This window comes from Cellulomonas sp. KH9 (assembly GCF_900114185.1).
Taxonomy (GTDB): Bacteria; Actinomycetota; Actinomycetes; order Actinomycetales; family Cellulomonadaceae; genus Cellulomonas.
Map to the genome: position 1 here is coordinate 402,295 of NZ_FOSE01000001.1, position 25,565 is coordinate 427,859.

Annotated in this window: 21 protein-coding genes; 14 read left to right on the top strand and 7 right to left on the bottom strand. The window is 74.7% G+C overall.

The genetic code is table 11. The annotated features are described in order from the left end of the window. The first annotated feature begins 53 nt into the window (after window positions 1-53). From BMZ16_RS19130 to BMZ16_RS01865, 8 genes are all read left to right on the top strand, one after another. Window positions 54-209 (top strand): hypothetical protein, encoded by a 156-nt coding sequence (locus tag BMZ16_RS19130; protein WP_177199559.1) that lies wholly within the window; start codon window positions 54-56, stop codon window positions 207-209. Between the two features lie 125 nt (window positions 210-334). After that, on the top strand, window positions 335-1,312 hold the full coding sequence (locus BMZ16_RS01835; protein ID WP_089797905.1) for a bile acid:sodium symporter family protein: 978 nt from the start codon (window positions 335-337) through the stop codon (window positions 1,310-1,312). A 297-nt stretch (window positions 1,313-1,609) separates the two neighbouring features. Then, window positions 1,610-1,699 (top strand): potassium-transporting ATPase subunit F, encoded by a 90-nt coding sequence (locus BMZ16_RS18835; RefSeq protein WP_143082725.1) that lies wholly within the window; start codon window positions 1,610-1,612, stop codon window positions 1,697-1,699. Then, window positions 1,699-3,372: a potassium-transporting ATPase subunit KdpA gene (gene kdpA / locus BMZ16_RS01845; protein WP_089797907.1), complete on the top strand. Its 1,674-nt coding sequence runs from the start codon at window positions 1,699-1,701 to the stop codon at window positions 3,370-3,372. Before BMZ16_RS18835 ends, kdpA begins: the two co-directional genes overlap by 1 nt. Then, complete coding sequence (gene kdpB / locus BMZ16_RS01850) at window positions 3,372-5,528, top strand: potassium-transporting ATPase subunit KdpB (RefSeq protein ID WP_089797908.1); 2,157 nt, start codon at window positions 3,372-3,374, stop codon at window positions 5,526-5,528. The genes kdpA and kdpB overlap by 1 nt, the downstream gene beginning before the upstream one ends. 55 nt (window positions 5,529-5,583) lie before the next feature. Beyond that, window positions 5,584-6,198: a K(+)-transporting ATPase subunit C gene (gene kdpC, locus BMZ16_RS01855; protein WP_089797909.1), complete on the top strand. Its 615-nt coding sequence runs from the start codon at window positions 5,584-5,586 to the stop codon at window positions 6,196-6,198. 2 nt (window positions 6,199-6,200) lie between these two features. Next, a complete protein-coding gene (locus tag BMZ16_RS01860) occupies window positions 6,201-8,840 on the top strand; it encodes an ATP-binding protein (RefSeq protein WP_089797910.1) in 2,640 nt (879 codons plus the stop codon). Further along, window positions 8,837-9,559 carry a response regulator gene (locus BMZ16_RS01865; RefSeq protein ID WP_089797911.1) on the top strand — a complete coding sequence of 241 codons (723 nt, stop codon included), beginning with the start codon at window positions 8,837-8,839 and terminating at the stop codon, window positions 9,557-9,559. Before BMZ16_RS01860 ends, BMZ16_RS01865 begins: the two co-directional genes overlap by 4 nt. Here the strand turns inward: BMZ16_RS01865 and BMZ16_RS01870 are convergent. Then, window positions 9,505-10,674, bottom strand: a complete 1,170-nt coding sequence (locus tag BMZ16_RS01870; RefSeq protein WP_255366297.1) for a Nickel transporter NicT — start codon at window positions 10,672-10,674, stop codon at window positions 9,505-9,507. The two genes, BMZ16_RS01865 and BMZ16_RS01870, sit on opposite strands and share 55 nt — an antisense overlap. A gap of 188 nt (window positions 10,675-10,862) precedes the next feature. Here BMZ16_RS01870 and BMZ16_RS01875 point away from each other — a divergent pair, with 188 nt between their 5' ends. Further along, window positions 10,863-11,342: a Fur family transcriptional regulator gene (locus tag BMZ16_RS01875; RefSeq protein ID WP_089797912.1), complete on the top strand. Its 480-nt coding sequence runs from the start codon at window positions 10,863-10,865 to the stop codon at window positions 11,340-11,342. Window positions 11,343-11,376: 34 nt separating this feature from the next. Here the strand turns inward: BMZ16_RS01875 and BMZ16_RS01880 are convergent, their stop codons facing one another. After that, window positions 11,377-11,799 carry an organic hydroperoxide resistance protein gene (locus BMZ16_RS01880; RefSeq protein WP_089797913.1) on the bottom strand — a complete coding sequence of 141 codons (423 nt, stop codon included), beginning with the start codon at window positions 11,797-11,799 and terminating at the stop codon, window positions 11,377-11,379. Window positions 11,800-11,865: 66 nt separating this feature from the next. Here BMZ16_RS01880 and BMZ16_RS01885 point away from each other — a divergent pair, with 66 nt between their 5' ends. Next, window positions 11,866-12,525 carry a TetR/AcrR family transcriptional regulator gene (locus tag BMZ16_RS01885; RefSeq protein ID WP_089797914.1) on the top strand — a complete coding sequence of 220 codons (660 nt, stop codon included), beginning with the start codon at window positions 11,866-11,868 and terminating at the stop codon, window positions 12,523-12,525. Window positions 12,526-12,550: 25 nt separating this feature from the next. Here BMZ16_RS01885 and BMZ16_RS01890 read toward each other — a convergent pair whose 3' ends face one another. Both BMZ16_RS01890 and BMZ16_RS18840 read right to left on the bottom strand, forming a co-directional pair. Further along, window positions 12,551-13,480 (bottom strand): VOC family protein, encoded by a 930-nt coding sequence (locus BMZ16_RS01890; RefSeq protein ID WP_089797915.1) that lies wholly within the window; start codon window positions 13,478-13,480, stop codon window positions 12,551-12,553. A gap of 136 nt (window positions 13,481-13,616) precedes the next feature. Beyond that, on the bottom strand, window positions 13,617-15,758 hold the full coding sequence (locus BMZ16_RS18840; protein WP_177199560.1) for a SpoIIE family protein phosphatase: 2,142 nt from the start codon (window positions 15,756-15,758) through the stop codon (window positions 13,617-13,619). 127 nt (window positions 15,759-15,885) lie between these two features. On the opposite strand from BMZ16_RS18840, the gene BMZ16_RS01915 reads away from it, so the two are divergent. Beyond that, the gene (locus BMZ16_RS01915; protein ID WP_089797917.1) at window positions 15,886-18,252 is read left to right on the top strand and encodes an ATP-binding cassette domain-containing protein; all 2,367 of its coding nucleotides are present in this window, start codon (window positions 15,886-15,888) and stop codon (window positions 18,250-18,252) included. A gap of 12 nt (window positions 18,253-18,264) precedes the next feature. On the opposite strand, the gene BMZ16_RS01920 is transcribed toward BMZ16_RS01915, so the two are convergent. Together BMZ16_RS01920 and BMZ16_RS01925 are read right to left on the bottom strand one after the other, a co-directional pair. Next, window positions 18,265-20,013, bottom strand: a complete 1,749-nt coding sequence (locus BMZ16_RS01920) for a cation:proton antiporter (protein ID WP_089797918.1) — start codon at window positions 20,011-20,013, stop codon at window positions 18,265-18,267. 98 nt (window positions 20,014-20,111) lie between these two features. Next, window positions 20,112-21,500 carry an APC family permease gene (locus tag BMZ16_RS01925; protein WP_089798654.1) on the bottom strand — a complete coding sequence of 463 codons (1,389 nt, stop codon included), beginning with the start codon at window positions 21,498-21,500 and terminating at the stop codon, window positions 20,112-20,114. A 259-nt stretch (window positions 21,501-21,759) separates the two neighbouring features. On the opposite strand from BMZ16_RS01925, the gene BMZ16_RS01930 reads away from it, so the two are divergent. The 3 genes from BMZ16_RS01930 (at window position 21,760) to BMZ16_RS01940 (ending at window position 24,072) form a co-directional block, all read left to right on the top strand. Beyond that, window positions 21,760-22,086, top strand: a complete 327-nt coding sequence (locus BMZ16_RS01930) for a YtxH domain-containing protein (protein WP_089797919.1) — start codon at window positions 21,760-21,762, stop codon at window positions 22,084-22,086. Window positions 22,087-22,214: 128 nt separating this feature from the next. After that, window positions 22,215-22,724 carry a gluconokinase gene (locus tag BMZ16_RS01935; protein ID WP_255366298.1) on the top strand — a complete coding sequence of 170 codons (510 nt, stop codon included), beginning with the start codon at window positions 22,215-22,217 and terminating at the stop codon, window positions 22,722-22,724. A gap of 64 nt (window positions 22,725-22,788) precedes the next feature. Next, window positions 22,789-24,072, top strand: coding sequence for an MFS transporter (locus tag BMZ16_RS01940; RefSeq protein ID WP_089797920.1), 1,284 nt, complete (start codon window positions 22,789-22,791; stop codon window positions 24,070-24,072). A 36-nt stretch (window positions 24,073-24,108) separates the two neighbouring features. Here BMZ16_RS01940 and BMZ16_RS01945 read toward each other — a convergent pair whose 3' ends face one another. Further along, window positions 24,109-25,509, bottom strand: a complete 1,401-nt coding sequence (locus BMZ16_RS01945; RefSeq protein ID WP_089797921.1) for an MFS transporter — start codon at window positions 25,507-25,509, stop codon at window positions 24,109-24,111. Window positions 25,510-25,565: the final 56 nt, after the last annotated feature.

Here is a 25,565-nt window from a genome sequence, read left to right on the forward strand (position 1 = left end):
GGACGCCGGCGACCCCGGCAACCCCCGTACCACCAGGAAGTGGAGAACCCACGATGCATCCCGAGCTCTGCCTCATCGACTACCGCAACCGTGAACGCGCCATCGAGATCGCCGCGGAGCGCCGCCGGGCCCACGCGGCCCGCGCCTCCGGGACCCTCCCGACGGGCGGCCTCCGCCGACGCCTGGGGCGGGCGCTGCACCGCCGCTGAGGTCCTTGCGCGACGGCCGGCCCCCGCAGCGGGACCGGCCGTCGTCCAGCCCGGGCGCATCGGCGGACGGACCCCGCCATGGGTCAGGATGTCCCCGTGATCCCCGACGCTCGCACCCGCACGGCATGACGCGACCCGCCTGGCTGCGGTGGCTCGACCCGCTGACCGCGATGATCCTGGCCGTCCTCGTGCTGGGGCTGCTGGTGCCGGTGCCCGAGGCGGTCGGTGCGGCGCTCGACACGGTCCGCACGGGCGCGATCGTGCTGCTGTTCTTCCTGTACGGCGCGCGGATGCCCACCGGCGAGGTCCTGGACGGCCTCAAGCGCTTCCGGCTGCAGGGCTCGATGCTGGCGGCGACGTACGTGCTGTTCCCGCTGGTGGGCCTGGCCGTCCAGCTGCTGCCCGACTCCGTGCTGGACCCGGACCTGCGCCGGGGCCTGCTCTACCTGGCGGTGCTGCCCTCGACCGTGCAGTCGTCGGTGGTGATGACGTCGATCGCCCGCGGCAACGTCGCGGGTGCGATCACGGGCGCGACGATCTCGAACGTCCTGGGCGTCCTGCTGACCCCGCTGCTGGTGGCGGCGCTGCTCGGCGCCACGGGCGCCGGCCTCGACGGCGGTGCGGTGAGCGGGATCCTGCTGCAGCTGCTGCTGCCGTTCGTCGTGGGGCAGCTGGTGCAGCCGTGGATCGGGGCGTGGCTGCGCCGGCACGGCGGCCTGCTGAGGGTGACCGACCGCTCGACGATCCTGCTGGTGGTGTTCACGTCCGTCAGCGAGGCGCAGACGTCCGGCGCGTGGGACGACCTGACGGTGTGGGCGCTGCTGGTGCTGCTGGTGGTGTGCGCGGTCGTGCTGGCCGTCATGCTCTCGGCGACGTGGTTCGGCGGACGCGCGCTGGGGCTGGACCGCGGCGACCGGATCGCGCTGCTGATGTGCGGCTCGAAGAAGTCGGCGGCGACCGGGCTGCCGATGGCGGCGGTGCTGTTCGCGCCCGCCGTCGCGGCGAGCGTCGCGCTGCCGGTGATCGCGTTCCACCAGCTGCAGATCGTGGTGTGCGCGATCCTCGCGCGCCGGCTGGCGGCGGCGGAGCCCGAGCCCGCCTGACCCCGGCACGTCCGCGCAGCGGGAGCGGTGGCGTGCCCTCCGCGGCCCCCGCCCGCCCCGGGCGTCAGGGACCCGTCAGGGGGTGGCGGCGGGCCGTATGGGTTCCGTGAGGACCGGCTCCCGGCGCCCGCCACGGGTGTTGCATCGTCGCCGGTGCCCCCGACGGGCGCCCGGCACCCGCCACGACGGGGCCGTCCCCCGGACCGTGGAGACCCACGTGCTCGACATCGTCTACCTGCTCACCGCGGCCGCCGTGCTCGCGCTGACCGCCTGCCTCGGCAAGGCGGTGGAGCGGCTGTGATCGTCCTCGAGCTGCTCGCCGCGGTGCTCGGCGTCGCCGCGGTCGTCTACCTGCTCGTGGCGCTCGTCCGACCGGAGCGCTTCTGATGACCGGCCTGCTGGCCGTCCTCACCCTCGTCGCGGTCCTGCTGCTCCTCGCGGCCGCGTACCGCCCGCTCGGCGACTACATGGCGCACGTCTACACCACCGGCACGGACTGGCGCGTCGAGCGTGCCGTGTACCGCGTGCTGGGCGTCGACCCGCGTTCGCAGCAGACGTGGCCCGTCTACCTGCGCAGCGTGCTGGCCTTCTCGGTCGTCGGCCTGGTCCTCGTCTACGCGCTGCAGCGCACGCAGCAGTGGCTGCCGCTGTCGCTGGGGCTCGGCGCGCCGTCGGAGCACCTGGCGTTCAACACCGCGGCGTCCTTCGTCGGCAACACCAACTGGCAGTCGTACTCCCCGGAGCTCACGCTCGGGCACACCGTGCAGGCCACCGGTCTGGTGGTGCAGAACTTCGTGTCCGCGGCCGTCGGCATGGCGGTCGCCGTCGCACTCGTGCGGGGGTTCGCGGCGCGCCGCTCGGCGACGATCGGCAACTTCTGGGTGGACCTGCTGCGCGGCTGCCTGCGCATCCTGCTGCCCGGCGCACTGGTCGCGGCCGTGCTGCTGGTCCTCGGCGGGGTCGTGCAGAACCTCGCCGGGTTCACCGACGTCACGACGCTGGCCGGCGCGACGCAGTCGGTCCCCGGCGGGCCCGTCGCCTCGCAGGAGGCGATCAAGCTGCTCGGCACCAACGGCGGCGGGTTCTACAACGCGAACTCGGCGCACCCCTTCGAGAACCCCACGCAGTGGACCACCCTGCTCGAGGTCCTCCTCATGCTCGTCATCCCGTTCAGCCTGCCGCGCACCTTCGGCCGCATGGTCGGCGACCACCGGCAGGGGTACGCGATCGCCGGGGTCATGGCGACGCTGTTCTCGGCGTCGTTCCTCGTGCTCGTCGCGCTGGAGTCCGCCGCCCGCGGCACCGCCCCGGCGCTCGCGGGCGCCGCGACCGAGGGCAAGGAGGTGCGCTTCGGGATCGTCTGGTCGGCGCTGTTCGCGACGACGAGCACGGGCACCTCGACGGGCGCCGTGAGCTCGATGCACGACTCGTACACCGCGCTCGGCGGCATGCTGCCGATGCTCAACATGATGCTCGGCGAGGTCGCGCCCGGCGGCGTCGGGTCCGGCCTGTACGGGATGCTCGTGCTCGCGGTCGTCGCGGTGTTCGTCGCCGGCCTGCTGGTGGGCCGCACGCCGGAGTACCTGGGCAAGAAGATCGGCCCGCGCGAGATCAAGCTCGCGAGCCTGTACATCCTCGTGACGCCGACCCTCGTGCTCGCGGGCACGGCCCTGAGCCTCGGGGTGCCGGCGCTGCGCGACAGCGTCGCCGGGACGTCCATCTGGAACCCCGGCGTGCACGGCATGTCCGAGGTGCTGTACGCGTTCACGTCGGCCGCCAACAACAACGGCTCGGCGTTCGCGGGCCTCACCGCCAACACGCCGTGGCTGAACACGGCCCTCGGCGTCGCGATCCTGCTCGGCCGGTTCGTGCCGATCGTGCTGGTCCTGGCGCTGGCCGGGTCCCTGGCCGCGCAGGGCGCGGTCCCCGCGACGGTCGGCACCCTGCCGACCCACCGCCCGCAGTTCGCCGGGCTGCTCGCCGGTGTGGTCGTCGTCCTCACCGCCCTCACGTACTTCCCCGTTCTCGCGCTGGGTCCCCTGGCGGAAGGGCTGATCTGATGTCCACCACGCTCGAACGCACCGAGGCCCGGCCCGCGCCCGCCCCGGCACCCACCCCCGCCGGCGCCTTCACGTGGGCGCAGGTCCGCGACGCCCTGCCCGGTGCCGTCCGCAAGCTCGACCCGCGGCACATGTGGCGCAACCCCGTGATGCTCGTGGTCTGGGTCGGTGCGGCGCTCACCACCGTGCTGGCCGTCGCCGAGCCCGCCCTCGGCGGGCCCGCGGAGTCCGGCGGCACCCCCGTGCCCGCGTCGTTCACGGCCGTCGTCGCGGTGGTCCTGTGGGTCACGGCCCTGTTCGCCAACCTCGCGGAGTCCGTGGCCGAGGGGCGCGGCAAGGCGCAGGCGGACTCGCTGCGGCGCACCCGCACCGCGACGGCGGCCCACCGGGTCGTCGCCTACGACGAGGGCGGCGACCCGGGCGCGACGCGCGCCCGGGTGGTCGAGGTGTCGTCGGCGGACCTGCGGCTCGGTGACGTGGTCGTCGTCAGCGCGGGGGAGCTCGTGCCCGGGGACGGCGAGATCGTCCACGGCATCGCGTCGGTCGACGAGTCGGCGATCACCGGGGAGTCCGCGCCGGTCGTCCGCGAGTCCGGCGGCGACCGCTCGGCCGTCACGGGCGGGACGCGCGTGCTGTCCGACCGGGTCGTCGTGCGGATCACCTCGAAGCCGGGGGAGACGTTCGTCGACCGGATGATCGCGCTGGTCGAGGGCGCGAGCCGGCAGAAGACCCCCAACGAGATCGCGCTGTCGATCCTGCTGGCGGCGTTGTCGGTCGTGTTCGTCGTCGTGGCCCTCACGCTGAACCCGATCGCGTCGTACGCGGCCGAGCCGGTGAGCGTCGCCGTCCTCGTCGCGCTGCTCGTCTGCCTCATCCCGACGACGATCGGCGCGCTGCTGTCCGCCATCGGCATCGCCGGTATGGACCGCTTGGTGCAGCGCAACGTGCTCGCCATGTCGGGGCGCGCCGTCGAGGCCGCGGGCGACGTGACGACGCTGCTGCTCGACAAGACCGGCACGATCACCTACGGCAACCGGCAGGCGGTCGCGTTCGTCGCGCTGGGCGGCGTCCGGCAGGCCGAGCTGGTGCGGGCCGCGGCCCTCGCGTCGCTCGCGGACCCGACGCCCGAGGGCACGTCGGTCGTCGACCTGGCCCGCCGCAGCGGCGCCGACGTGGGCACGGACGTGCCCGGGGACGTCGTGCCGTTCACCGCGCAGACCCGCATGTCCGGGCTCGACGAGCCCGACGGCACGCGGATCCGCAAGGGCGCCGGCTCCGCGGTCGTCGCGTGGCTCCAGGCGGAGGGGACGCCGGTGGCGCCCGACGTCCGGGCGGAGCTGGACGCGGCCGTCGAGGAGGTCGCGCGGTCCGGCGGCACGCCGCTGGTCGTCGCGGTCGCGGCACCCGGCCGCGCGGGCCGCGTGCTCGGCGTCGTGCACCTCAAGGACGTCGTCAAGGAGGGCCTGGCCCAGCGGTTCGCCGAGCTGCGCGCCATGGGCATCCGCACCGTCATGGTCACGGGCGACAACCCCGTGACCGCCCACGCCATCGCGGCCGAGGCGGGTGTCGACGACGTCCTCGCCGAGGCCACGCCGGAGGACAAGCTCGCGCTGATCCGCGCGGAGCAGGCCGGCGGCCACCTCGTCGCGATGACGGGCGACGGCACGAACGACGCCCCGGCCCTCGCGCAGGCGGACGTCGGGATGGCGATGAACACGGGCACGTCGGCCGCGAAGGAGGCCGGCAACATGGTCGACCTCGACTCGGACCCGACCAAGCTCATCGACGTCGTGCGCATCGGCAAGCAGCTGCTCATCACGCGCGGTGCCCTGACGACGTTCTCCGTCGCCAACGACGTCGCCAAGTACTTCGCGATCATCCCGGCCATGTTCATGGGCGTGTTCCCGGGGCTCGCCGCGCTGAACGTCATGGGCCTGCACTCGCCGTCCTCGGCGGTGCTGTCCGCGGTCGTGTTCAACGCCCTGGTCATCGTCGCGCTCATCCCGCTCGCGCTGCGCGGCGTGCGCTACCGGCCCCTCGACGCCTCGGCGGTCCTCGGCCGCAACCTCCTGGTCTACGGGCTCGGGGGCGTCGTCGCACCGTTCGTGGGCATCTGGCTCATCGACCTCGTCGTCCGCCTCCTGCCCGGCTACTGACGCCCCTCCGCCCGACCCGTCCCGTCCCGTCCCGTCCCGCACGAGGAGAACCCGCATGCCCCAGTCGACCCGCACCGCCGCCCGCACCCTGGGTGTCGCCCTGCGCGCCATGGTCGTCCTCACCCTCCTGCTCGGCGTCGGCTACACCGCCGTCGTCACGGGCGTCGCGCAGCTGGTCGCCCCCGCGCAGGCGCGCGGCTCGCTCCTCACCGGCCCCGACGGCACCGTGGTCGGGTCCGCGCTGATCGGGCAGTCGTTCACCGACGCCGGCGGTGAGCCGCTCGTGGCGTACTTCCAGCCCCGGCCGTCGGCCGCGGGCGACGGGTACGACGCGGGGGCGTCGTCCGGCTCCAACCTGGGGCCGGAGAACCCGGACCTGGTCGCCGCGATCGAGGAGCGCCGGGCGCAGGTCGCGGCGCTCGAGGGGGTCGAGCCGGCCGACGTGCCGCCCGACGCCGTCACCGCGTCCGCGTCCGGCCTGGACCCGCACGTCAGCCCCGCGTACGCCGCGCTGCAGGTGCCGCGCGTCGCCGCGGCGCGCGGGATGTCGGAGCGGGACGTCGCGGACCTCGTGGCGCGGCACACTGGGGGACGCGGCCTGGGGTTCGTGGGCGAGCCGACCGTGAACGTGCTGCGGCTCAACCTCGCCCTCGACGACTCGGAGGGCTGAGCATGGCGCGTGGGCGGCTCCGCGTCCTCCTCGGGGCGGCACCGGGCGTGGGCAAGACCTCCGCGATGCTCGAGGAGGGCCACCGCCTGCGCGACGAGGGGCGTGACGTCGTGGTCGCGGTCGTCGAGACCCACGGGCGCCCGCACACGGCCGCGATGGTCGAGGGCCTCGAGGTGGTGCCGCGCCGCACGGTGCGGCACCGGGACGTCGCGCTCGCCGAGCTCGACCTCGACGCCGTGCTGGCCCGCCGCCCGGACGTCGCGCTGGTCGACGAGCTCGCGCACACCAACGCGCCCGGCCTGGCGCACACCAAGCGCTGGCAGGACGTCGACGCGCTGCTCGACGCCGGGATCGACGTGCTCTCGACGGTGAACATCCAGCACATCGAGTCCCTCAACGACGTGGTGGAGAAGATCACCGGTGTCGTCCAGCGCGAGACCGTCCCGGACGCGGTGCTGCGCGCCGCCGACCAGGTCGAGGTCGTGGACCTCGCACCGCAGGCGCTGCGCGACCGCCTCGCCGGTGGGTACGTGTACCCGGCCGAGCGTGTCGACGCCGCGCTGTCGAACTACTTCCGGCTGGGCAACCTCACGGCGCTGCGCGAGCTCGCCCTGCTGTGGCTGGCCGACGAGGTCGACGCCGCGCTGCGCCTGTACCGCACCGAGCACGGCATCGACAGCCCGTGGGAGGCGCGCGAGCGGGTCGTCGTCACGCTCACCGGCGGCCCGGAGGGGGAGACGCTGATCCGGCGCGGCGCGCGCATCGCCGCGCGCTCGGCCGGCGGGCAGCTGCTGGCCGTGCACGTCACCCGCCAGGACGGGCTGCGCGGGGCCGCGCCCGGGGCGCTGGCCCACCAGCGGGCGCTCGTCGAGCAGCTCGGCGGCACCTACCACCAGGTCGTCGGTGACGACGTGCCGCGCGCGCTCGTCGACTTCGCCACCGCGGTGGACGCGACGCAGCTCGTCATCGGGGTGTCGCGGCGCGGGTGGCTCGCCACGGCGCTCAGCGGTCCCGGCATCGGCGCGACCGTGACCCGCGAGGCCGGGAAGATCGACGTGCACGTCGTCAACCACGCCGCGGCAGGCGGACGGGCGCGGCTGCCGCGCGTCGGCGGCGCGCTCACCCGGCGGCGGCGCGCCGCCGGCTTCCTGCTCGCGCTCGTCGGCGGGCCGCTGCTGACGTGGCTGCTGGTGGCGACGCGCAGCACCGACGCGTTCGTCGCCGACGTCCTGGCGTACCAGCTGCTGGTGGTGGTGACGGCGCTCGTGGGCGGGCTGTGGCCGGCCGTGTACGCGGCGGTGCTGTCGGGGCTCACCATCGACTTCCTGTTCGTCGACCCGCTGCACACGGTCACGGTCTCCGAGCCGTCGCACGCCCTCGCGCTCGCGCTGTACGTCGTCATCGCCGTGCTGGTCAGCGTGGTGGTCGACCGTGCCGCCCGTACCACGCGCGCCGCCCACCGCGCGGCCGCGGAGGCCGAGCTGCTGGCCACGGTCGCCGGCAGCGTGCTGCGGGGGCAGGACGCCGTCGCGGCGCTCGTCGGCCGGGCGCGCGAGGCGTTCGGCATGACGGCGGCGCGGCTCGTGGTGGGTGTGCCCCCGCACGGCGCGGCCGGCGGCGACCCGGGTGGCACGGTGATGGCGTCGGACGGTGAGGTGCCGCCCGGCGAGCCCGGCACGACCGTGCCCGTCGACGAACGCGCCGTGCTCGAGCTCTACGGGCCGGACGTCGCGGCGTCCGAGCGGCGGCTGCTCAACGTCATCGCCGTGCAGCTGCGCGCGGCCCTCGAGCGCAGCGACCTCGCGTCGGTGGCCAGCGAGGTCGACCACCTCACCGCGTCGGACCGTGTGCGCAGCGCGCTGCTGTCGGCCCTCAGCCACGACCTGCGCCGGCCCCTGAGTGCCGCGACGGCGGCCGTCGGCGGCCTGCGGACGGCCGGTGCGCGCCTCAGCCCGGCCGACCGCGCCGAGCTGCTCGACACCGCCGACGAGAGCCTGCGCGCCCTGGCGACGCTCATGACCGACCTGCTGGACGTCAGCCGGCTCGACGCGGGCGTGCTGGCGTTCGCCCGCACCCACGTCGACACCGCCGACGTCGTGCTCCCCGCACTCGACGAGCTGGGTCTGGGCCCCGACCAGGTCGAGCTCGACCTCGACCTGGCTGTGCCGCCGGTCCTGGCCGACCCCGTGCTGCTGCAGCGCGTGGTGGTGAACCTGCTGGCCAACGCCACGCGGCACGCCCCGCCCGGCACGCGGGTCCGCGTGGCGACGAGCACCTTCGCGGGGGCCGTGCAGATCCGGGTCGTCGACCACGGACCGGGCATCCCGCGCGAGCGCCGCGACGACGTCTTCGTGCCGTTCCAGCGGCTCGGGGACACCGACAACTCCACCGGCCTCGGCCTGGGCCTGGCGCTGTCCAAGGGGTTCGTCACCGGGATGGGCGGCGCGCTCACCCCCGAGGACACCCCCGGCGGCGGGCTGACGATGGTGGTGGCGCTGCCGGCGGCCGGCACGGACGACCGTACCGACGACGACCGTGCCGCGGACGACCGTGCCGACGACGACCGTCCCGCGGACGACCGTACCGACGACGACCGTGCCGCGGACGACCGTGCCGCCGCGACGAGGGAGGCCACGGCATGAGGATCCTCATCGCGGACGACGACCCGCAGATCCTGCGGGCGCTGCGCATCACGCTCACCGCGCAGGGCTACGACATCGTCACCGCGACGTCCGGCCCGCAGGCGATCACGCAGGCGATCGACCACCGGCCGGACGTCCTCATGCTCGACCTCGGCATGCCCGGCCTGGACGGTGTCGACGTCATCCACGCGGTGCGCGGCTGGTCGCAGTCGCCGATCCTCGTCGTGTCCGGGCGCACCGGCGCCGCCGACAAGGTCGACGCGCTCGACGCGGGCGCCGACGACTACGTCACCAAGCCGTTCTCGATCGAGGAGCTGCTGGCGCGCATCCGGGCGCTGACGCGGCGCGTCGTGCCGGGCGTCGACGCCGCCCCGGTGGTGCGGTTCGGCGACGTGACGGTCGACCTGTCGGCCCGCACGGTGCTGCGCGGCGCGGCCGGCGTCGAGGCGCCCGTGCGGCTGACGCCCACGGAGTGGCAGGTGCTGGAGCGGCTGGTGCGCAACCCCGGCCGGCTCGTGACGCGCCAGACCCTGCTCACCGAGATCTGGGGCTCGCAGCACGTCACCGACACCGGCTACCTGCGGCTGTACGTCGCCCAGCTGCGCAAGAAGCTCGAGCCCGAGCCGGCGCGGCCCCGGCACCTGCTGACGGAGGCGGGCATGGGCTACCGGTTCGACCCCGACGGCGGCGCCGTGGCACCGTCCACGTCGGGCGCCTGAGCGCGGGTCAGGTCGGCGGTCCACCGCTCCTCGACGCGGCCGAAGCGCCACACCGCGAGCGCCACGACCCACGTGACGACGAACAGCCCGACGATGACGAACCCGACGTGCCCGAGGTCGAGCCCGCCGACCCACGCGATCGGTCCCGACTCCAGGCCCAGCCGCTCGGAGACGATCGACAGCACCTCGATGCCGCCGATGAGCAGCGCGACGGCCACCGACAGCCCCGTGATGGTGATGTTGTAGTAGACCTTGCGGACCGGCTTGGAGAACGCCCAGCCGTAGGCGAAGTTCATGAAGCAGCCGTCGATGGAGTCGAGCAGCGTCATACCGGCCGCGAAGAGCACGGGCAGCGTGAGGATCGCGTACCAGGGCAGCTGGAACGCCGCGGCGCCGCCCGCCAGCACGAGCAGCGACACCTCGGTCGCGGTGTCGAAGCCCAGGCCGAAGAGCAGCCCCACGGGGTACATGTGCCACGGCTTGCGCACCGCCCGCGTCGCGGGCCCGAGGACGCGGTTGAGCAGCCCGCGGTTGTTCAGGTGGTGCTCGAGCGTCGCCTCGTCGTACCGCCCGCTGCGCATGTCCTTGAAGACGCGCAGGATCTGGCGCAGCACGACGAGGTTGAGGATGCCGATGATCAGCAGGAACACCGCGGACACGGAGATGCCGATCATCCCGGTGGTCTGCTGCAGCGTCGACGACTCGTCCTCGACCTGCCCGGCCAGCGCCCGGACCCCGAACGCGAGCAGCACGCACAGCACGAACACCACCGTGGAGTGGCCGAGCGAGAACCAGAACCCCACGGACACGGGACGTTGTCCGTCCGTCATGAGCTTGCGCGTGGTGTTGTCGATGGCGGCGATGTGGTCGGCGTCGAAGGCGTGGCGCATGCCCAGCGTGTACGCGGTGAGCCCCAGGCCGACGCCGAACACGGTCGTCGAGTCCACCTGGAAGCGCGCCGGTGCGACGACGAGCACGAGGACGCCCCAGCCGACGGCGGTCAGCGCGAGCACGACCGACGCCATCACGGAGATCGACACCCACTCGCCGCGACTCAGGCGGCCGCGACCCCGGCCCCGGCCGACCTCTGCACGCGTGCTCGACGTGGTTGCCATGGCGCTCCCCCCGGATACGTGGCACCCGAGGGCATCGGGTGCTCGCGCCGTCGTTCACGCTACTGCGACATGGTCGTGACTGCACCAGAAGGGGCCGCAGCGGGCGTACCGGGCGTCCTAGAGTGGGACCACCACGAACCGGACGGCGGCCGCCCGGGTCGTGACGGCGGTCGTGAGGGGTCTGGGCGATGACGAGCGAGGCCACCATCGAGGAGGTCGGCACCCTGCTGCGGTCGCGCGGTGCGCGCATGACGCGGGCCCGGCGCGCCGTCCTGACCGTCCTCGCGCGCGACGGCGGGCACCTCGGTGCGGAGGAGATCCTGGGGCGCGCCACCGTGCTGGACCCGAGCGTCCACCGGGCGACCGTCTACCGGACGCTCGACGCGCTCGCGGACCTCGGTGTCGTGCAGCACGTGCACGTGCGGCGCACCGGGACCGCCTACCACCTCGCGCACGGCGGGCGGGAGCACCTGCACGCGGAGTGCCGCGGCTGCGGTGCCGTGCAGGACCTGCCGGCCGACCTGCTCGACGACGTCGTCGAGGCCGTCGGGCACCGCGCCGGGTTCACGGTCGAGCCCACGCACGTCGCGCTCTCGGGGCTGTGCGCGGCGTGCGCCGCGCCCGCGGGCGGGCCGGGGGAGCCGGGCGGGGGAGCACCCGGGCGCTGAGCACCCGGGCGCACCCGTGCCGGGGCGTCCCGTGTCAGGCGGTGACGACCTCGAGCGTGACGGGGACGTTGCCGCGGGTCGCGTTCGAGTACGGGCAGACCTGGTGCGCGGCCTCGACGAGCTGCTCCGCGGTGGCCTGGTCGACGCCGCCCAGCTCGACGTGCAGCGTGATCTCGAGCCCGAACCCGCCGGCGTCGTCGGGGCCGATGCCGACCTCGGCCGTGACGGCGGAGTCGGTGAAGGTCACGGTGCCGCGGCGGGCCACGGCCTTGAGCGCGCTGTGGAAGCAGGCGGCGTACCCGGCGGCGAACAGCTGCTCGGGGTTGGTCGCCCCGCCCGGGCCGCCCATCTCGCGCGGGACGGCCAGGTCGACGTCGACGAGACCGTCGGAGCTGCGGGTGTGGCCCTCCCGGCCCTCGCCGGTGGCCGTGGCGACCGCGGTGTAGATGACAGCCATGGGGTAGCCTCCTAGAAAGAACGTTCGTTCTACCAACGTGGCCCACCTCACCCCCTGGAGGCACGGATGTCAACCGCAGCCGACGCGCCCCGGGGGGCGGTCGAGGTCCCGCCCGGGCTCCCGGCCCAGCTCCCGGCCCAGGTCCGGGACGAGAGTCCGACCGGCCCGCGCGGGCCGTCCGCGGCGCGCGCCCGGCTGCTGCGCACCGCCTCCGACCTCTTCTACGCCGACGGCGTCCACGCGGTCGGCGTCGACCGCGTCATCACCGAGGCCGGGATCACGCGCGCCACGTTCTACCGGCACTTCCCCGGCAAGGAGGCGCTCGTCGTCGCCTACCTCGAGGCCGCCGACCGGGCCGTGCGCGCCGCCGTGGGCGACGTCCCGCCGGACCCCGGCGCGGCCGGCGGCTGGCTCACCGGCATGACGCTGCACGTGGCCGACCAGCTGTGCCGCCCCGGCTTCCGCGGCTGCCCGTTCATCAACGCCGCGGCCGAGTTCCCCGACCCGGCCAGCCCCGTGCGGCGCGCGGTCCGCGCGCACCGCGACTGGCTCCAGGGTGTGGCGACGCAGGCGCTGCGCCGCGCCGGCCACCCCGACCCGCAGGAGGGCGGCCGGCGCTGGATGGCGCTGCGCGACGGCGCCATGGTGGCCGGCTACCTCGACGACCCGCAGGTCGCCCGTGCGACGCTGCGCGACGCCGTCGACGAGCTCGTGCGGGTGCGCTGACCCGTCGCCCGCTGCCGCCCGCGCCTCAGCGTGCGAGCAGGTCCTCGGTCGTGGTGCCCGGCACGCTGACGGTCACGAGGGTGCCCCACGGGTCGCGCACCGCGACGGACCGGCCGTCGTCGGCGAACGGCAGGTCGCGCGCCCGCAGCCGGGCGGTCAGCGCGTCGAGGTCCGCACGCCCCGGCACCGTCACGGCGACGTCGCCCAGCCCGAGCGTCGAGGCGCGCGGCCCGGCGCCGCGGCTGTTCCACGTGTTCATCGCGACGTGGTGGTGGTACCCGCCCGCGGACGCGAACAGCGCGCCGGGGTAGCCGCGCACGGTCGCCTCGAAGCCGAGGGCGTCGAGGTAGAAGGTCTCGGCGGCGGGGATGTCCCCGACCTGCAGGTGCACGTGGCCCACGCGGCCCGCCAGTGCGGGCCCGGCGTCGACGGCCTCCTGCGTGAGGTGGGTGCGCAGGTACGCGTTCGGGTCGAGGTGCTCGGTGCCCATGACGAGGTTGCCGTCGCGGTGGAGCCACAGGTCGCGGTCGCGGTCGGTGTACAGCTCGATGCCGTTGCCCTCGGGGTCCGTGAAGTAGAAGGCCTCCGAGACGAGGTGGTCGCTGGAGCCGACGAACCGGCTGCGGTGGTCCTGCGCGGCGCGGTACACGGTCGCGGCCAGGCTCGTCGCGTCGTCGAAGAGGAAGGCGGTGTGGAACAGGCCGGCCTGCCGCGGGTCGACGGCGGGCAGGTCGGGGGTGTGGACGAGGCGCAGCATCGGCGTGGTGCCCCGGCCCAGCACGCGGTGCACCTGGCGGCCGCGGCTGCGCTCCTCGAGGGGTTCCAGCGCGATCGCGTCGGCGTAGTACGTGGACATGGTCTCGAGGTCGCCGACGTGCAGCGTCACCGCGTCCATCGACGTGGCGGGCGCGAGGACGCGCTCGTCGGTGGGGTCCTGCGGTGTGGTGGTCGGCATCGTCAGCTCCGGTGCAACAGTTGTGGGGACAACTGATGCTAGGCCCGCAAAGTTCAACCGTCAACCGAGTGGCGGGCGTGCGACCGCGCGGCGGCGCCCGTCCACCTCACCGACGCGACGACCCCGCGGCGCGGCGTCAGGCCGACCGGCGCTGCGCGCGGGGCTCCGGGTCCACCCGCCGTGGCGGCGGCGTGCCGTGCGGGAGGGCCCGCACGGCCAGCAGGGCCACGTCGTCGTCACCGGCCGGCGCGATCTCCTCGACGAGCGCGTCGCACAGGTCCTCCAGACCCAGGTGCGCCATCCGCTCCGCATGCGCGCGGAGCCGCTCCAGACCGGCCTGCAGCCGCTCCCCGCGGCGCTCGACGAGCCCGTCCGTGTACAGCAGCACCGTCGCGCCGGGTGCGATCTCCTGCGTGTGGTCCCGCCGGACCGTGTGCCGCTGCAGGCCCAGCAGCAGGTCGTTGGGGCGCGTGAGCAGCTCGCCGCGCCCGTCGGGGTGCAGCAGCAGCGGGGGCAGGTGGCCGGCGTTCGACCAGCGCAGCAGCCGCACGCCGCGCCCCGTCGCGTCGGGCGGGTCCTCGACGCGTGCGAGGACCGCGGTGCTCAGGGCGCCGATCCCCAGGTCCTGCGCCGCCCAGTCGAACGCGGAGAGGATCGCCGCGGGCGGCCGGACCACCGCGTGCGCGCCACCGCGCAGCACGTTGCGGATCTGCGCCATCCGCACGGCCGCCTGCAGGTCGTGGCCCGTGACGTCACCGATCACCAGGCACGTGCACCCGTCGCGCAGCACGAACGCGTCGTACCAGTCCCCGCCGATCTGCGCGCCCGTCGACGCCGGTACGTACCGGGCGGCGAGCTGCAGGTCCTCCGCCTCCGGCAGGTCGGTCAGCAGGCTGCGCTGCAGCTCCTCGGTCAGGTCACGACGCGCGGCGTGCAGGTGGGCGTTGTCCAGCGCGAGGCCCGTCTGCGCGGTCACGTCCCGCAGGGCCGTGACGTCGCTCGCCGTGAACCCGTCCCGGGCGGCGCGCCGCGCGAGCGTCACGATGCCCCGGGTGCGGCCCCGACCCCGCAGCGGCAGGACCATGAGCGTCTCGGGTGCCAGCCGCCGCAGCAGCTCCCGCACGGGGCCCGCCGCGACGATGTCCTCGAGCGACGGCGCGCCGTAGCGCATCACGGGCCGTGAGGTCGTGAGCGCCTCGGCCACCAGGGAGGTGCTCGACAGCGCCGGGACGCGCAGCGACCGGTACTCCTCCAGCAGCGGCTGCAGGGTGGGGTCGGCGTGCCGTGCCGCGACGTCGCGCAGGCGGCTGCGCCACGGGCCCGTGCCGTCGTCCAGCAGGCTCGCGATGGCGAAGTCGGCGACGTCCGGCACCAGGTGGGGCAGCACCGCCGTCAGGGCCTGCACGGGGTCGACGGCATCCGCGAGGACCCCCGCGACCCGGGCGAGCAGGTCCGAGCGGGCGCGGCCCTGCTCGGCGAGCTCCAGCGCCTGCCGGCGCTCCGTCACGTCCGTGAAGTACACGGCGACGCCGCCGCGCTCGGGGATGGCGCGGACCTCGTACCAGGCGTCCAGCGGCGCCGGGTAGTACGCGTCGAACACCTGCGGCGCACCCGTGCGGGGCGCCGCGCGGTAGTGCTGCTCGAACGGGGTGCCCACGGCCGCGGGGAAGAGGTCCCAGATCACCGCGCCCAGCAGCTCGGCACGGGTGCGTTCCAGGACGACCTCGGCCTCGGCGTTGACGTAGCCGAACCGCCACTGCTCGTCGAGCCAGAAGTAGCCGGTCGACATGTCCTCGAGGATCTGCTGGACCTGCAGGTCCCGCTCCCGCAGCGCGGTGGTGTCCGTGGCGACGCCGATGAGGCGCTCGGCGCGACCCGACGGGCCGGCCAGCGCCCGGCCGCGGGCGTTCAGCCAGCGCACTGTCCCGTCGGGACGCAGCACGCGGAACTCGGCCTCGTACACCCCGCACGAGGTGACGGCACTGTCGATCGCGGCCGCGACGCTGCTCGCGTCGGCCGGGTGCAGCCGGGCGTCGAACGCCTCGATCAGGCCGCTGAACGTCCCGGCGTCGTACCCGAAGACCTCCAGCAGGGACGGGTCCCAGTGCAGCGCACCCGTCGCCAGGTCCCACTCGAACGTCCCCAGGCCGGCCGCCTGCGCCGCGGAGTCGAGCAGCGAGAGGCGCGCCGCCTGCGCGGCGGAGTCGAGCAGCGAGCGGTGCGCGGCCTGCGCGTCGGCGCCCGGGCGCACGTCCGTCCCGTCCGTCGATCCGTGCACGTGCGCTCCTCGCCGCCGACATCCGTCCCCGGAGCGTGCCACGCGCGTCGCGTCGCGGCGAGGCGAGCCGGCGTCGTTGTCGGCGCCTCGCCCTAGTCTGGGCACCCCGCTCGCGCCTGGAGGACCGATGGCCACGCCCGCGCCCGCCGCCCGTGCCGACACCCACGACCGCATCCGCGTGCACGGCGCGCGCGAGAACAACCTGCAGGACGTGAGCATCGAGCTGCCCAAGCGGCGGCTGACGGTGTTCACGGGCGTCTCCGGCTCGGGCAAGAGCTCGCTGGTGTTCGGCACGATCGCCGCGGAGTCCCAGCGCCTCATCAACGAGACGTACAGCGCCTTCGTGCAGGGCTTCATGCCCACGCTCGCGCGCCCGGACGTCGACGTCCTCGAGGGCCTGACCACCGCGATCATCGTCGACCAGGAGCGGATGGGCGCCAACTCGCGCTCGACGGTCGGCACCGCCACCGACGCCAACGCGATGCTGCGGATCCTGTTCAGCCGGCGGGGTGAGCCGCACATCGGCTCGCCGCAGGCCTACTCGTTCAACGTGCCGACCGTGCGCGCCAGCGGCGCGATCGCGGTGGAGCAGGGGCACAAGCGCGCGCAGACGGTGTCGTTCGAGCAGATCGGCGGCATGTGCCCGCGCTGCGAGGGCATGGGCAAGGTCACCGACTTCGACCTCACCGCGCTCTACGACGACAGCAAGTCGCTCGAGGAGGGCGCGCTCACCGTCCCCGGCTACACGATGGACGGCTGGTACGGCCGCATCTTCCGCTCCAGCGGCCTGTTCCCGCCCGACCGCCCGATCCGGGAGTTCACCCAGAAGCAGCTGCACGGCCTGCTCTACCAGGACCCGATGAAGATCAAGGTCGAGGGCATCAACGTCACGTACGAGGGGCTGATCCCCAAGATCCAGAAGTCGTTCCTGGCCAAGGACGTCGACGCGATGCAGCCCCACATCCGGGCGTTCGTCGAGCGGGCGATCACCTTCCAGACGTGCCCCGAGTGCGGCGGCACGCGCCTCAACGAGGGGGCGCGGGCGTCGCGGATCGGCGGGCTGAACATCGCCGACGTCTGCGCGATGCAGATCACCGACCTGGCCGACTGGGTGCGCGGGCTCGACGAGCCCTCGGTGGCACCACTGCTCGCGGCGCTGCGCGACACGCTCGACTCGTTCGTCGAGATCGGGCTGGGCTACCTGTCGCTCGACCGGCCGTCGGGCACCCTGTCGGGCGGCGAGGCGCAGCGCACCAAGATGATCCGGCACCTCGGGTCGTCCCTCACGGACGTCACCTACGTCTTCGACGAGCCGACGGTCGGCCTGCACCCGCACGACATCGCACGCATGAACGACCTGCTGCTGCGACTGCGGGACAAGGGCAACACCGTGCTCGTGGTCGAGCACAAGCCGGAGGCCATCGCGATCGCGGACCACGTCGTCGACCTCGGCCCCGGGGCCGGCACGGCAGGCGGCCAGGTCGTGTTCGAGGGCACGGTCGAGGCGCTGCGGACCAGCGGCACCCTGACGGGCCGCCACCTCGACGACCGAGCCACGCTCAAGCCCGAGGTCCGCACGCCGACCGGCGCGATCGAGATCCGCGGCGCGACCGCGCACAACCTGCGCCACGTCGACGTCGACGTGCCCCTCGGTGTGCTCGTCGTGGTCACGGGCGTCGCCGGGTCCGGCAAGAGCTCCCTGATCCACGGCTCGCTCGCGCCGCTCGACGGTGTGGTCACGGTCGACCAGGGCGCCATCAAGGGCTCGCGCCGGTCCAACCCCGCGACCTACACCGGCCTGCTCGAGCCGATCCGCAAGGCGTTCGCCAAGGCCAACGGCGTCAAGCCCGCACTCTTCAGCGCCAACTCCGAGGGCGCGTGCCCGGTCTGCAACGGCGCGGGCGTCGTCTACACCGACCTGGGGCTGATGGCCGGGGTCGCCACCACCTGCGAGGTGTGCGAGGGCCGCCGGTTCCAGGCCGCGGTGCTCGAGTACACGCTCGGCGGCAAGGACATCAGCGAGGTGCTCGCGATGCCGGCCACGCAGGCCGAGCAGTTCTTCGCCGCGGGCGAGGCGCGCATCCCCGCCGCCCACGCCGTCCTGCAGCGGCTCGTCGACGTGGGCCTGGGGTACGTGACCCTGGGGCAGCCGCTGACGACGCTCTCCGGCGGTGAGCGCCAGCGCCTCAAGCTCGCGACGCACCTGGGCGACAAGGGCGGGGTGCTCGTCCTGGACGAGCCCACGACCGGCCTGCACCTGGCCGACGTGGAGAACCTGCTCGGCCTGCTCGACCGGCTGGTCGACGCGGGCAAGTCCGTGGTCGTCATCGAGCACCACCAGGCCGTGATGGCCCACGCGGACTGGGTCGTCGACCTCGGGCCGGGGGCCGGGCACGACGGCGGGCGGGTGGTGTTCGAGGGGACGCCGGCCGACCTCGTCGCGGACCGCTCGACGCTCACGGGGCAGCACCTGGCGGCGTACGTCGGGGCCTGACGCGCCACGCCGTCACGACCGCAGCTCGACGCCGATCTGCAGCGCGTCCAGCTCCGCCAGCGCCTGGGTCAGCACCGCCGACGGGTACGTGCCCAGGTCGCGCACGTGCAGCAGCTCGGTGCGCTGTGCGGTCAGCAGCGCGATGAGCAGGTGCTGCCCGGCCGCGCGGTCCAGCTCGCGCTGGCCGTCGTCGGCCGCGACCTGCGCGTCCATCACCGCGAACCGCTGGCGGGTGCGCTCGACGACCGGCGCCGGGTAGGGCGTGCCGTCCGGCTGGGTGAGGTCGGGGTCCTCCAGCCGGCGCAGCGCCGCCCGCCGCAGGTCGTCCCGCAGCGCGACCAGGGCCGCCTCGTCGCGCTCCTCCCGCCCCGCCGTGCCGAGCCGTCGCACCACCCAGGGCAGCGTCGCGCCCTGGACGAGGAGGGTCCCGGCGGCGACCACGAACGCGACGAGGACGAGCAGCGACCGCTGCGGCGTGCCGGACGGCAGCGACTGGGCCGCCGCCAGGGTGACCGCTCCGCGCAGGCCCGCCCACACGAGCACCACGCCCTCGCGCGGTCCGAAGCGCTCGGCGACCAGGTAGTCGATGTCGGCGATCCTGCGTCGCACGCGGCGCCCGACCGCCTCGGCCCGACCGTCCCGTGCCGCGGCCGTGCTCCGCCGTGCCCGGCGGCGCTCCCGGCCGCGTCCGGCGGGCGGCGGCGGCAGCTCACCGTCGTCGAGCCGGGCCTGGGCGTGCGTGAGCCAGTCGCGCACGGGTGGGGTGCGGTCGGTGCGCCGCGCGAGCTCCCACACCGACCAGGCGACGAAGAGGGACCGCACGGTGAGCACGAGCGTGCCGGTGAGGGCACCCAGGCCGAGCGCGACCCACAGGCTGCCGTGCACGTCGAGGACGTCCTCCACGAGCCCGAACACCTCGAGGCCCATGAGCAGGAACACCGATCCCTCGAGCAGCAGCTCCAGCGTCCGCCACACCGCGATCTCGGTGACCCGGTCGCGCGCCCGCAGCGCGCCCGGTGCGGCGTGCCCCGTCACCAGGCCCGCCACCACGGCGGCGACCAGCCCCGACGCCCCGAGGCGCTCCGCCGGCAGGTACGCGACGAACGGGACGACGAACGAGATCGCGACGTTCGACGTCGTCAGCGTGATGTGCCCGCGCGCCCACACGTGCAGCCGGCCGACGACGTAGCCGACGACCACGGCGACGGCGACCGCGAACACGAAGTCGCCCGCGACCTCCAGCAGCGAGACGGTGCCGGCCGCGGCGACGATCGCCGAGCGCAGCAGCACCAGGGCGGACGCGTCGTTGAGCATCGACTCGCCCTCGAGCACGGTGACGACGCGCGGCGACACCCCGGCCCGCCGGACGATCGAGGTGGCGACGGCGTCCGTCGGGCTGACCACGGCGCCCAGCGCGATGCCCGTGGCCAGGCCGATGTCCGGTACCAGCGCCGACAGCGTGAACCCGACGGCCACCGCGGACACGAGGACGAGCACCACCGAGAGCGCGGAGATGGTGCGCAGGTCGCGGCGGAAGTCCATGGTCGGCACGGTCGTGGCCGACGAGTACAGCAGCGGCGGCAGCACGATCCCGAGGATCCACTCGGGCGGCACCTCGATCTCGGGCACGAACGGCAGGAAGCTCACGCCCGCCCCGACGAGCACGAGCAGCAGCGGCGCGGCGACCCCGGCACGCGGCGCGACGGTCGTGATCGTGACGATGACGAGGACGGCCAGGACGAGGGCGGCGAGCAGGTCCACGCATCACCTCGGGTCGACGGGGAGTGGCTGCGGCGGCGGACGACGACCCGGCCACCGTACGGCTCCTGCCCGCCCGCGACGGCCGGTTCGGGCCGGGCTCAGCCGCCGACCGGGTCGGTGCTCGCGGGGGCGGGGCGGTGGGTGCCGCCCAGCACGCGGTTCAGCACGTAGAGCACGACGCCGATGCCGAGCAGCAGGCCGGCCCGCGCGTACACGTCGGCGGACCGACCGGTCAGCGGGGAGGCGAGGACGAGCGACACGACGGCGCCGAGCACCGGCGCCCACGTGGGGGCGCGGAAGCCGCGGTGCGCGTCGCCCTCGACCGTTCCGTCGCGGTCGTCCGGCCGCCGGCGGAGCACCAGCACCGACACGTTGACCACCGCGAAGACGAGCAGCAGGAGCAGCACGGTGGTGTCGGCCAGACCGGAGAGGTCGCCCGTGCTGACCAGGGTCAGCGCGATGGCGGTCGTGAAGGCGATCGCCACCCAGGGCGTCTGCCGGCGCCGGTCCACCAGCCCCAGCCACCGGGGCACGATGCCCTCGCGCGACATCCCGTAGACCACCCGCGACGCCATGATCATGTTGATGAGCGCCGTGTTGGAGACCGCGACGAGCGCGATGAGCGCGAACAGCCACGGCGGGAAGACGAGGCCCGCGACGCGGACCACCTCCAGCAGCGGGCCGGTGGACTCCGCGAGCGTCGCGGTGTCCACGAGCATCGAGGTGGTGAACGCGACCGCGAGGTAGATGACGCCCGCGATGACGATGCCGCCGAACAGCGCGCGGGGGAAGTCGCTGCGGGGGTGGCGGCACTCCTCGGCGAGGTTGACGGAGTCCTCGAACCCGAGCAGGGCGTAGAAGGCGAGCGCCGTGCCGCCGAGCACCGCCATCCACACCGGGCCGTCGGTGCTCAGCGTCATCGCCCGGCCGGGGTCGCCCTCGCCCGCGAGGAACGCGCGGGCACCGATCACCAGGATCACGAGCAGCCCGGTGACCTCCACGGCCGTGAGCACGAGGTTGACCCGCACCGACTCCGAGACGCCGACCGCGTTGACGACGGCGATGAGCAGCACGAACGCCCACGCGGCGACGAGCGTGGGGACGGTGACGAGCTCGGCCAGGTAGTCGCCGCCGAACGCCCGTGCCGCCGCGCTCGCGCTCGTGATGCCGCTCATGAGCACGGCGAACGCCACGAGGAACGTCACGAACGGCCGCCCGAACGCGCGCTGCGCGTACACGGCCGCGCCCGCCGCGCGCGGGTACCGGGTGACCAGCTCGGCGTACGCCGTCGCGGTGAGCGCGGCCAGGCCGAACGCGAGCAGGAACGGGACCCAGACCGCCCCACCCACCTCGGCCGCGACCTTGCCCGTGAGGGCGTAGATCCCCGCGCCGAGGATGTCCCCGACGACGAAGACCAGCAGCATCCGCCGACCGACGCTGCGCTTGAGCTGCGGCGTGGACGTCGTGCCGGACGAGGTGGCGACCATGGCGACCTCCGGGGTCCGCCGGCCGGTCGGCCGGGACTGCCGCCAGTGTCGCGCCGCACGTGGGCGACCGCCCGTCGAGCCGGCGGCGTGCTGCTCGACGGGCGGGTGGGGCGCCGCGGACCTACGCTCGGTGACTCCGGCGACGTGGCCCGGTGCGCGTCGCTCGCCGCGGGTCGCACCGGCCGCCACGCACGCTCCCGCACGACCACACGACCACACGACCGCCGGTCTCTCGCGGCCGGCGCGAAGGAGGACACCCATGAAGGGCAAGCTCGCGTTCGTCGTCGGCGCCGGGGTCGGCTACCTGCTGGGGACCCGGGCGGGTCGTCAGCAGTTCGAGAAGATCAAGGGCTGGGCGTCGGACACCTGGAACGACCCCCGCGTCCAGGGCTACGTGCACGACGCGGAGCAGGCCGCCACCGAGTTCGCCAAGACGCAGGGCGGTGCGCTGAAGGACAAGGCCAAGGGCACGTTCTCCAGCGAGAAGGACGACGCCACGTCGACCGACGAGACCAGCACCTGGGGGCCGTCGGACGGTCCGCTCGTGGACGCCGACGACGCCAACCCGGACGGCCCGCGCCACTGATCCCGGGTCGCACGTCCCCGGCCGGGGCGGTGCCCGACGCCGCGCACGCGGGGCGCATCCGACGGATGCGCCCCGCGTGGCGTCGGACGGTGGGCCGGGTCCCCGCCGAGGGATGGCAGGGTGGGGGCGTGGGAGTCGAGCATCTGGTGGTCATGGGGGTCTCCGGCACGGGGAAGTCGACGGTGGGTCAGGCGCTGGCCGACCGGCTGGGGCGGCCGTTCCTCGAGGGCGACGCGCTGCACCCGGCGGCGAACGTCGCCAAGATGAGCGCGGGCGAGCCGCTGGACGACGACGACCGGTGGCCGTGGCTGCGCATCGTGCGCGACGAGATGACGGAGCGCACGGCAGCCGGGACGTCGACGGTCGTCGCGTGCTCGGCCCTGCGGCGCGTGTACCGCGACCTGCTGCGCGAGGCGCAGGGTGACGTGCGGTTCGTGCTGCTCGACGTCCCGGCGGGTGTGCTGCGCGACCGCATCGTGCACCGCACCGGGCACTGGATGCCCCCGAGCCTGCTGGAGTCGCAGCTCGCCACGCTGGAGCCGCTGCAGCCGGACGAGGACGGTGTGGTCCTGCCGGTCGAGGGCCCGCCGGAGGGCGTCGTCGACGCCGCGATCAGGGCCCTGACGCCCCACGCCTGACCCGCGCGGCGGGGGAGCGGTCCGCCGCGCCGGCCGCGCCGCGTGCGGCACATAGGGTGCTCCGGTGCGTTCGCTGCTCGTCGACCTGACCCCGGTGCGGACGAGCCCGGCGTTCCGGCGTCTCTGGCTGGGGCTGTCGGTCGCGAACCTCGGTTCCCAGCTCACGGTCGTGGCGGTCGGGCTCCAGGTCTACGCGCTCACCGGCTCGACGCTCGCGGTCGGCGTGCTCGGCATCTGCGCGCTCGTGCCGCTCGTCGTCTTCGGGCTGTACGGCGGCGCGCTCGTCGACCACTACGACCGGCGCACGGTCGCCGTGGTCGCGTCGGTCGTCTCGTGGGTGGCGGTGCTGGTGCTCGTCGCGCAGGCGGCGCTGGGCAACGAGCACGTCGGGCTGCTGTACGGGCTGGTCGCCGTGCAGTCGGCCGCCGGTGCGGTGAACTCGCCGGCGCGCTCGGCGATCGTCCCGCGGCTCCTGGAGCCCCGGCTGATGCCCGCGGCCAACGCGCTGCAGACGATGGGGTGGAACGTCGCCCTCACGCTGGGGCCGCTGACCGGGGCGGTGCTGGTGGCGGGCATCGGGTACGTGTGGGCGTACGCGGTCGACGCGGTGCTGTTCACGTTCGCGCTGACCGCGCTGGTGCGGCTGCCGCCGGTGCCCCCGGAGCCGTCGGCGGAGGGTCGTGCGCGGCTCGGCCTCGGCTCGGTCGTCGACGGCCTGCGGTACCTCGGGACGCAGCCGAACGTCCGCATGACGTTCCTGGTGGACCTCGTCGCGATGGTCACGGCGATGCCGCGGGTCCTGTTCCCCGCGGTCGGGGTGCTCTACCTGGGCGGGGGCGAGACGACCACCGGCGTGCTCACGGCGGCGATCGCCGCCGGCGGGATCCTCGCCGGGCTCTTCTCCGGCGGGCTGGCGCGCGTGCGCTGGCAGGGTCGCATCATCGCGGTGGCCATCACGGCGTGGGGTCTGTCGATCGTCGCGTTCGGTCTGGTGCTGGTCGCGGCCGGGCCGACGTCACCCGAGGGCGTGCTGCCCGTCGCGCTGGCCCTCGCGGTGGTGACGCTCGCGCTGGCGGGAGCGTCCGACGCCGTGTCGTCGGTGTTCCGGCAGACGATCCTGCAGACCGCGACGCCGGACCACATGCGCGGTCGCCTGCAGGGCGTGTTCGTGGTCGTGGTGGCAGGCGGTCCGCGCCTGGGCGAGCTCGCCCTGGGTGCGTTGTCGACGCGCGTGGGTGAGGCGTGGGCACCCGTGGTCGGCGGCGTCGCGTGCGTGGTGCTGCTGTGGGTGCTGGTGCGCGCGCAGCGCACGTTCTGGGACTACGACGCCCGCCACCCGACGCCCTGACGCCTGCCGCGACGCCCGGCCGGGGTCGGGGCGCCCTCAGGCCGGTGCGCCGGGTGGGCGCCCGCCGCCGGCGTCGAGGTCGTGCTCGGCGTCCTCCCGGTCCTCGGCGTCCTCCCGGTGCTCGGCGGCGAGGTCGCAGGCCGCGATGGTCGCGCCGGCGGTGGCGCTGGCCGGCTCGCTCTCGGCGGCGGCCGTCTGCCGGGCGTGCGCGGCCCCCTCCGGGTCGGCGTCACGCTGCCGGGTGGCGGCCGCGTGCCGGCGCAGCGACGGCAGCGCGACGAGCGTGGCGACCAGCGCCGCGGCGCCCGACACCACGACGACCAGGAACCCGGCGTGCGACCCGCCGGCGTCGATGCGGCTGCCCGCGACGGACGACCCCACGGACACGCCGATGCTCAGGCCGGTGCCGACCCAGGTCAGGCCCTCGGTGAGCCGGCCCGGGGGGACGAGCGCCGCGACCAGCGCGTTGCCGTTGATGATCGACGGCGCGATGGCGAACCCGGTGACGAACATGACCGCGGCGAGCACCCACAGCGACTCGGCGAGGAAGAAGGCGCACACGCCCACGGCGAGCGCGACGACCCCGATGGCGAACCGGCGGTACAGCGGGGACACCCAGTGGCGCGCGCCGTACAGCAGCCCGGAGATGAGCGAACCGAGCGCGAACACCGCGAGGATCACGCCCGCGAGACTCTTGCGGCCCGACTCCTCGGCGAACGCGACCGTGGCCACGTCGGTGGCCCCGAAGATCGACCCGATCGCGACGAACACGAGCACGATGACGACCACACCGGGGCGCTGCAGCACGCTGCCGCGCACCCGCGGCTCGTGCGCGGGGGCGGTGGGCGGCTCGGTGCCGCGCAGGGACAGGAACGCCAGGCCTCCGACGACCATCGCGACGACCGGCACCACGAGGCCCGCGACGGGGGAGACGCTGGTGGCCAGGGCCGTCGCGGCGACGGGGCCGACGACGAAGACGAGCTCGTCGAGGGCCGACTCCAGCGAGTACGCGGTGTGCACGCGGCGCGGGTCGTCGCCGAGCAGGTGGTTCCAGCGGGCGCGGACCAGCGAGCCGAACGACCCGATGGTGGCGCCGGCGAGCACGGCGGTGACGTACAGCCAGGCGGACGGCGCGCGCATCGACGCGGCGACGACGAGCGCCACGATGCTGGTCGCCGACACCAGGATCGCCGGGCGCATGACCCGGGCCTGACCGTGCCGGTCGACGAGCCGTGCCAGCTGCGGCCCGCCGATCGCCTGGGCGATGACGACGGCGGCGGAGACCCGCCCGGCGAGCCCGTAGGAGCCGTACAGCGCGGACACCATGAGGACGATGCCGATGCCGACCATGGACATGGGCAGGCGCGCGACGATGCCGGTGGCCGAGAACGCGAACGCGCCGGGGCGCGCGAGGACGTCCCGGTAGGTCTGGAGCATGCCCCCACTGTCGCACCCGCGGCCGACACGCTCCGACCGTGGTGCGGCCTGCGCCC

Bases quoted from the DNA above. Each gene is read 5' to 3' on its own strand.
- BMZ16_RS19130 (WP_177199559.1), top strand. From the start codon at position 54: ATGCATCCCGAGCTCTGCCTCATCGACTACCGCAACCGTGAACGCGCC.
- BMZ16_RS01835 (WP_089797905.1), top strand. From the start codon at position 335: ATGACGCGACCCGCCTGGCTGCGGTGGCTCGACCCGCTGACCGCGATG.
- kdpA (WP_089797907.1), top strand. From the start codon at position 1,699: ATGACCGGCCTGCTGGCCGTCCTCACCCTCGTCGCGGTCCTGCTGCTC.
- kdpB (WP_089797908.1), top strand. From the start codon at position 3,372: ATGTCCACCACGCTCGAACGCACCGAGGCCCGGCCCGCGCCCGCCCCG.
- kdpC (WP_089797909.1), top strand. From the start codon at position 5,584: ATGCCCCAGTCGACCCGCACCGCCGCCCGCACCCTGGGTGTCGCCCTG.
- BMZ16_RS01860 (WP_089797910.1), top strand. From the start codon at position 6,201: ATGGCGCGTGGGCGGCTCCGCGTCCTCCTCGGGGCGGCACCGGGCGTG.
- BMZ16_RS01865 (WP_089797911.1), top strand. From the start codon at position 8,837: ATGAGGATCCTCATCGCGGACGACGACCCGCAGATCCTGCGGGCGCTG.
- BMZ16_RS01870 (WP_255366297.1), bottom strand. From the start codon at position 10,674: ATGGCAACCACGTCGAGCACGCGTGCAGAGGTCGGCCGGGGCCGGGGT.
- BMZ16_RS01875 (WP_089797912.1), top strand. From the start codon at position 10,863: ATGACGAGCGAGGCCACCATCGAGGAGGTCGGCACCCTGCTGCGGTCG.
- BMZ16_RS01880 (WP_089797913.1), bottom strand. From the start codon at position 11,799: ATGGCTGTCATCTACACCGCGGTCGCCACGGCCACCGGCGAGGGCCGG.
- BMZ16_RS01885 (WP_089797914.1), top strand. From the start codon at position 11,866: ATGTCAACCGCAGCCGACGCGCCCCGGGGGGCGGTCGAGGTCCCGCCC.
- BMZ16_RS01890 (WP_089797915.1), bottom strand. From the start codon at position 13,480: ATGCCGACCACCACACCGCAGGACCCCACCGACGAGCGCGTCCTCGCG.
- BMZ16_RS01915 (WP_089797917.1), top strand. From the start codon at position 15,886: ATGGCCACGCCCGCGCCCGCCGCCCGTGCCGACACCCACGACCGCATC.
- BMZ16_RS01925 (WP_089798654.1), bottom strand. From the start codon at position 21,500: ATGGTCGCCACCTCGTCCGGCACGACGTCCACGCCGCAGCTCAAGCGC.
- BMZ16_RS01930 (WP_089797919.1), top strand. From the start codon at position 21,760: ATGAAGGGCAAGCTCGCGTTCGTCGTCGGCGCCGGGGTCGGCTACCTG.
- BMZ16_RS01945 (WP_089797921.1), bottom strand. From the start codon at position 25,509: ATGCTCCAGACCTACCGGGACGTCCTCGCGCGCCCCGGCGCGTTCGCG.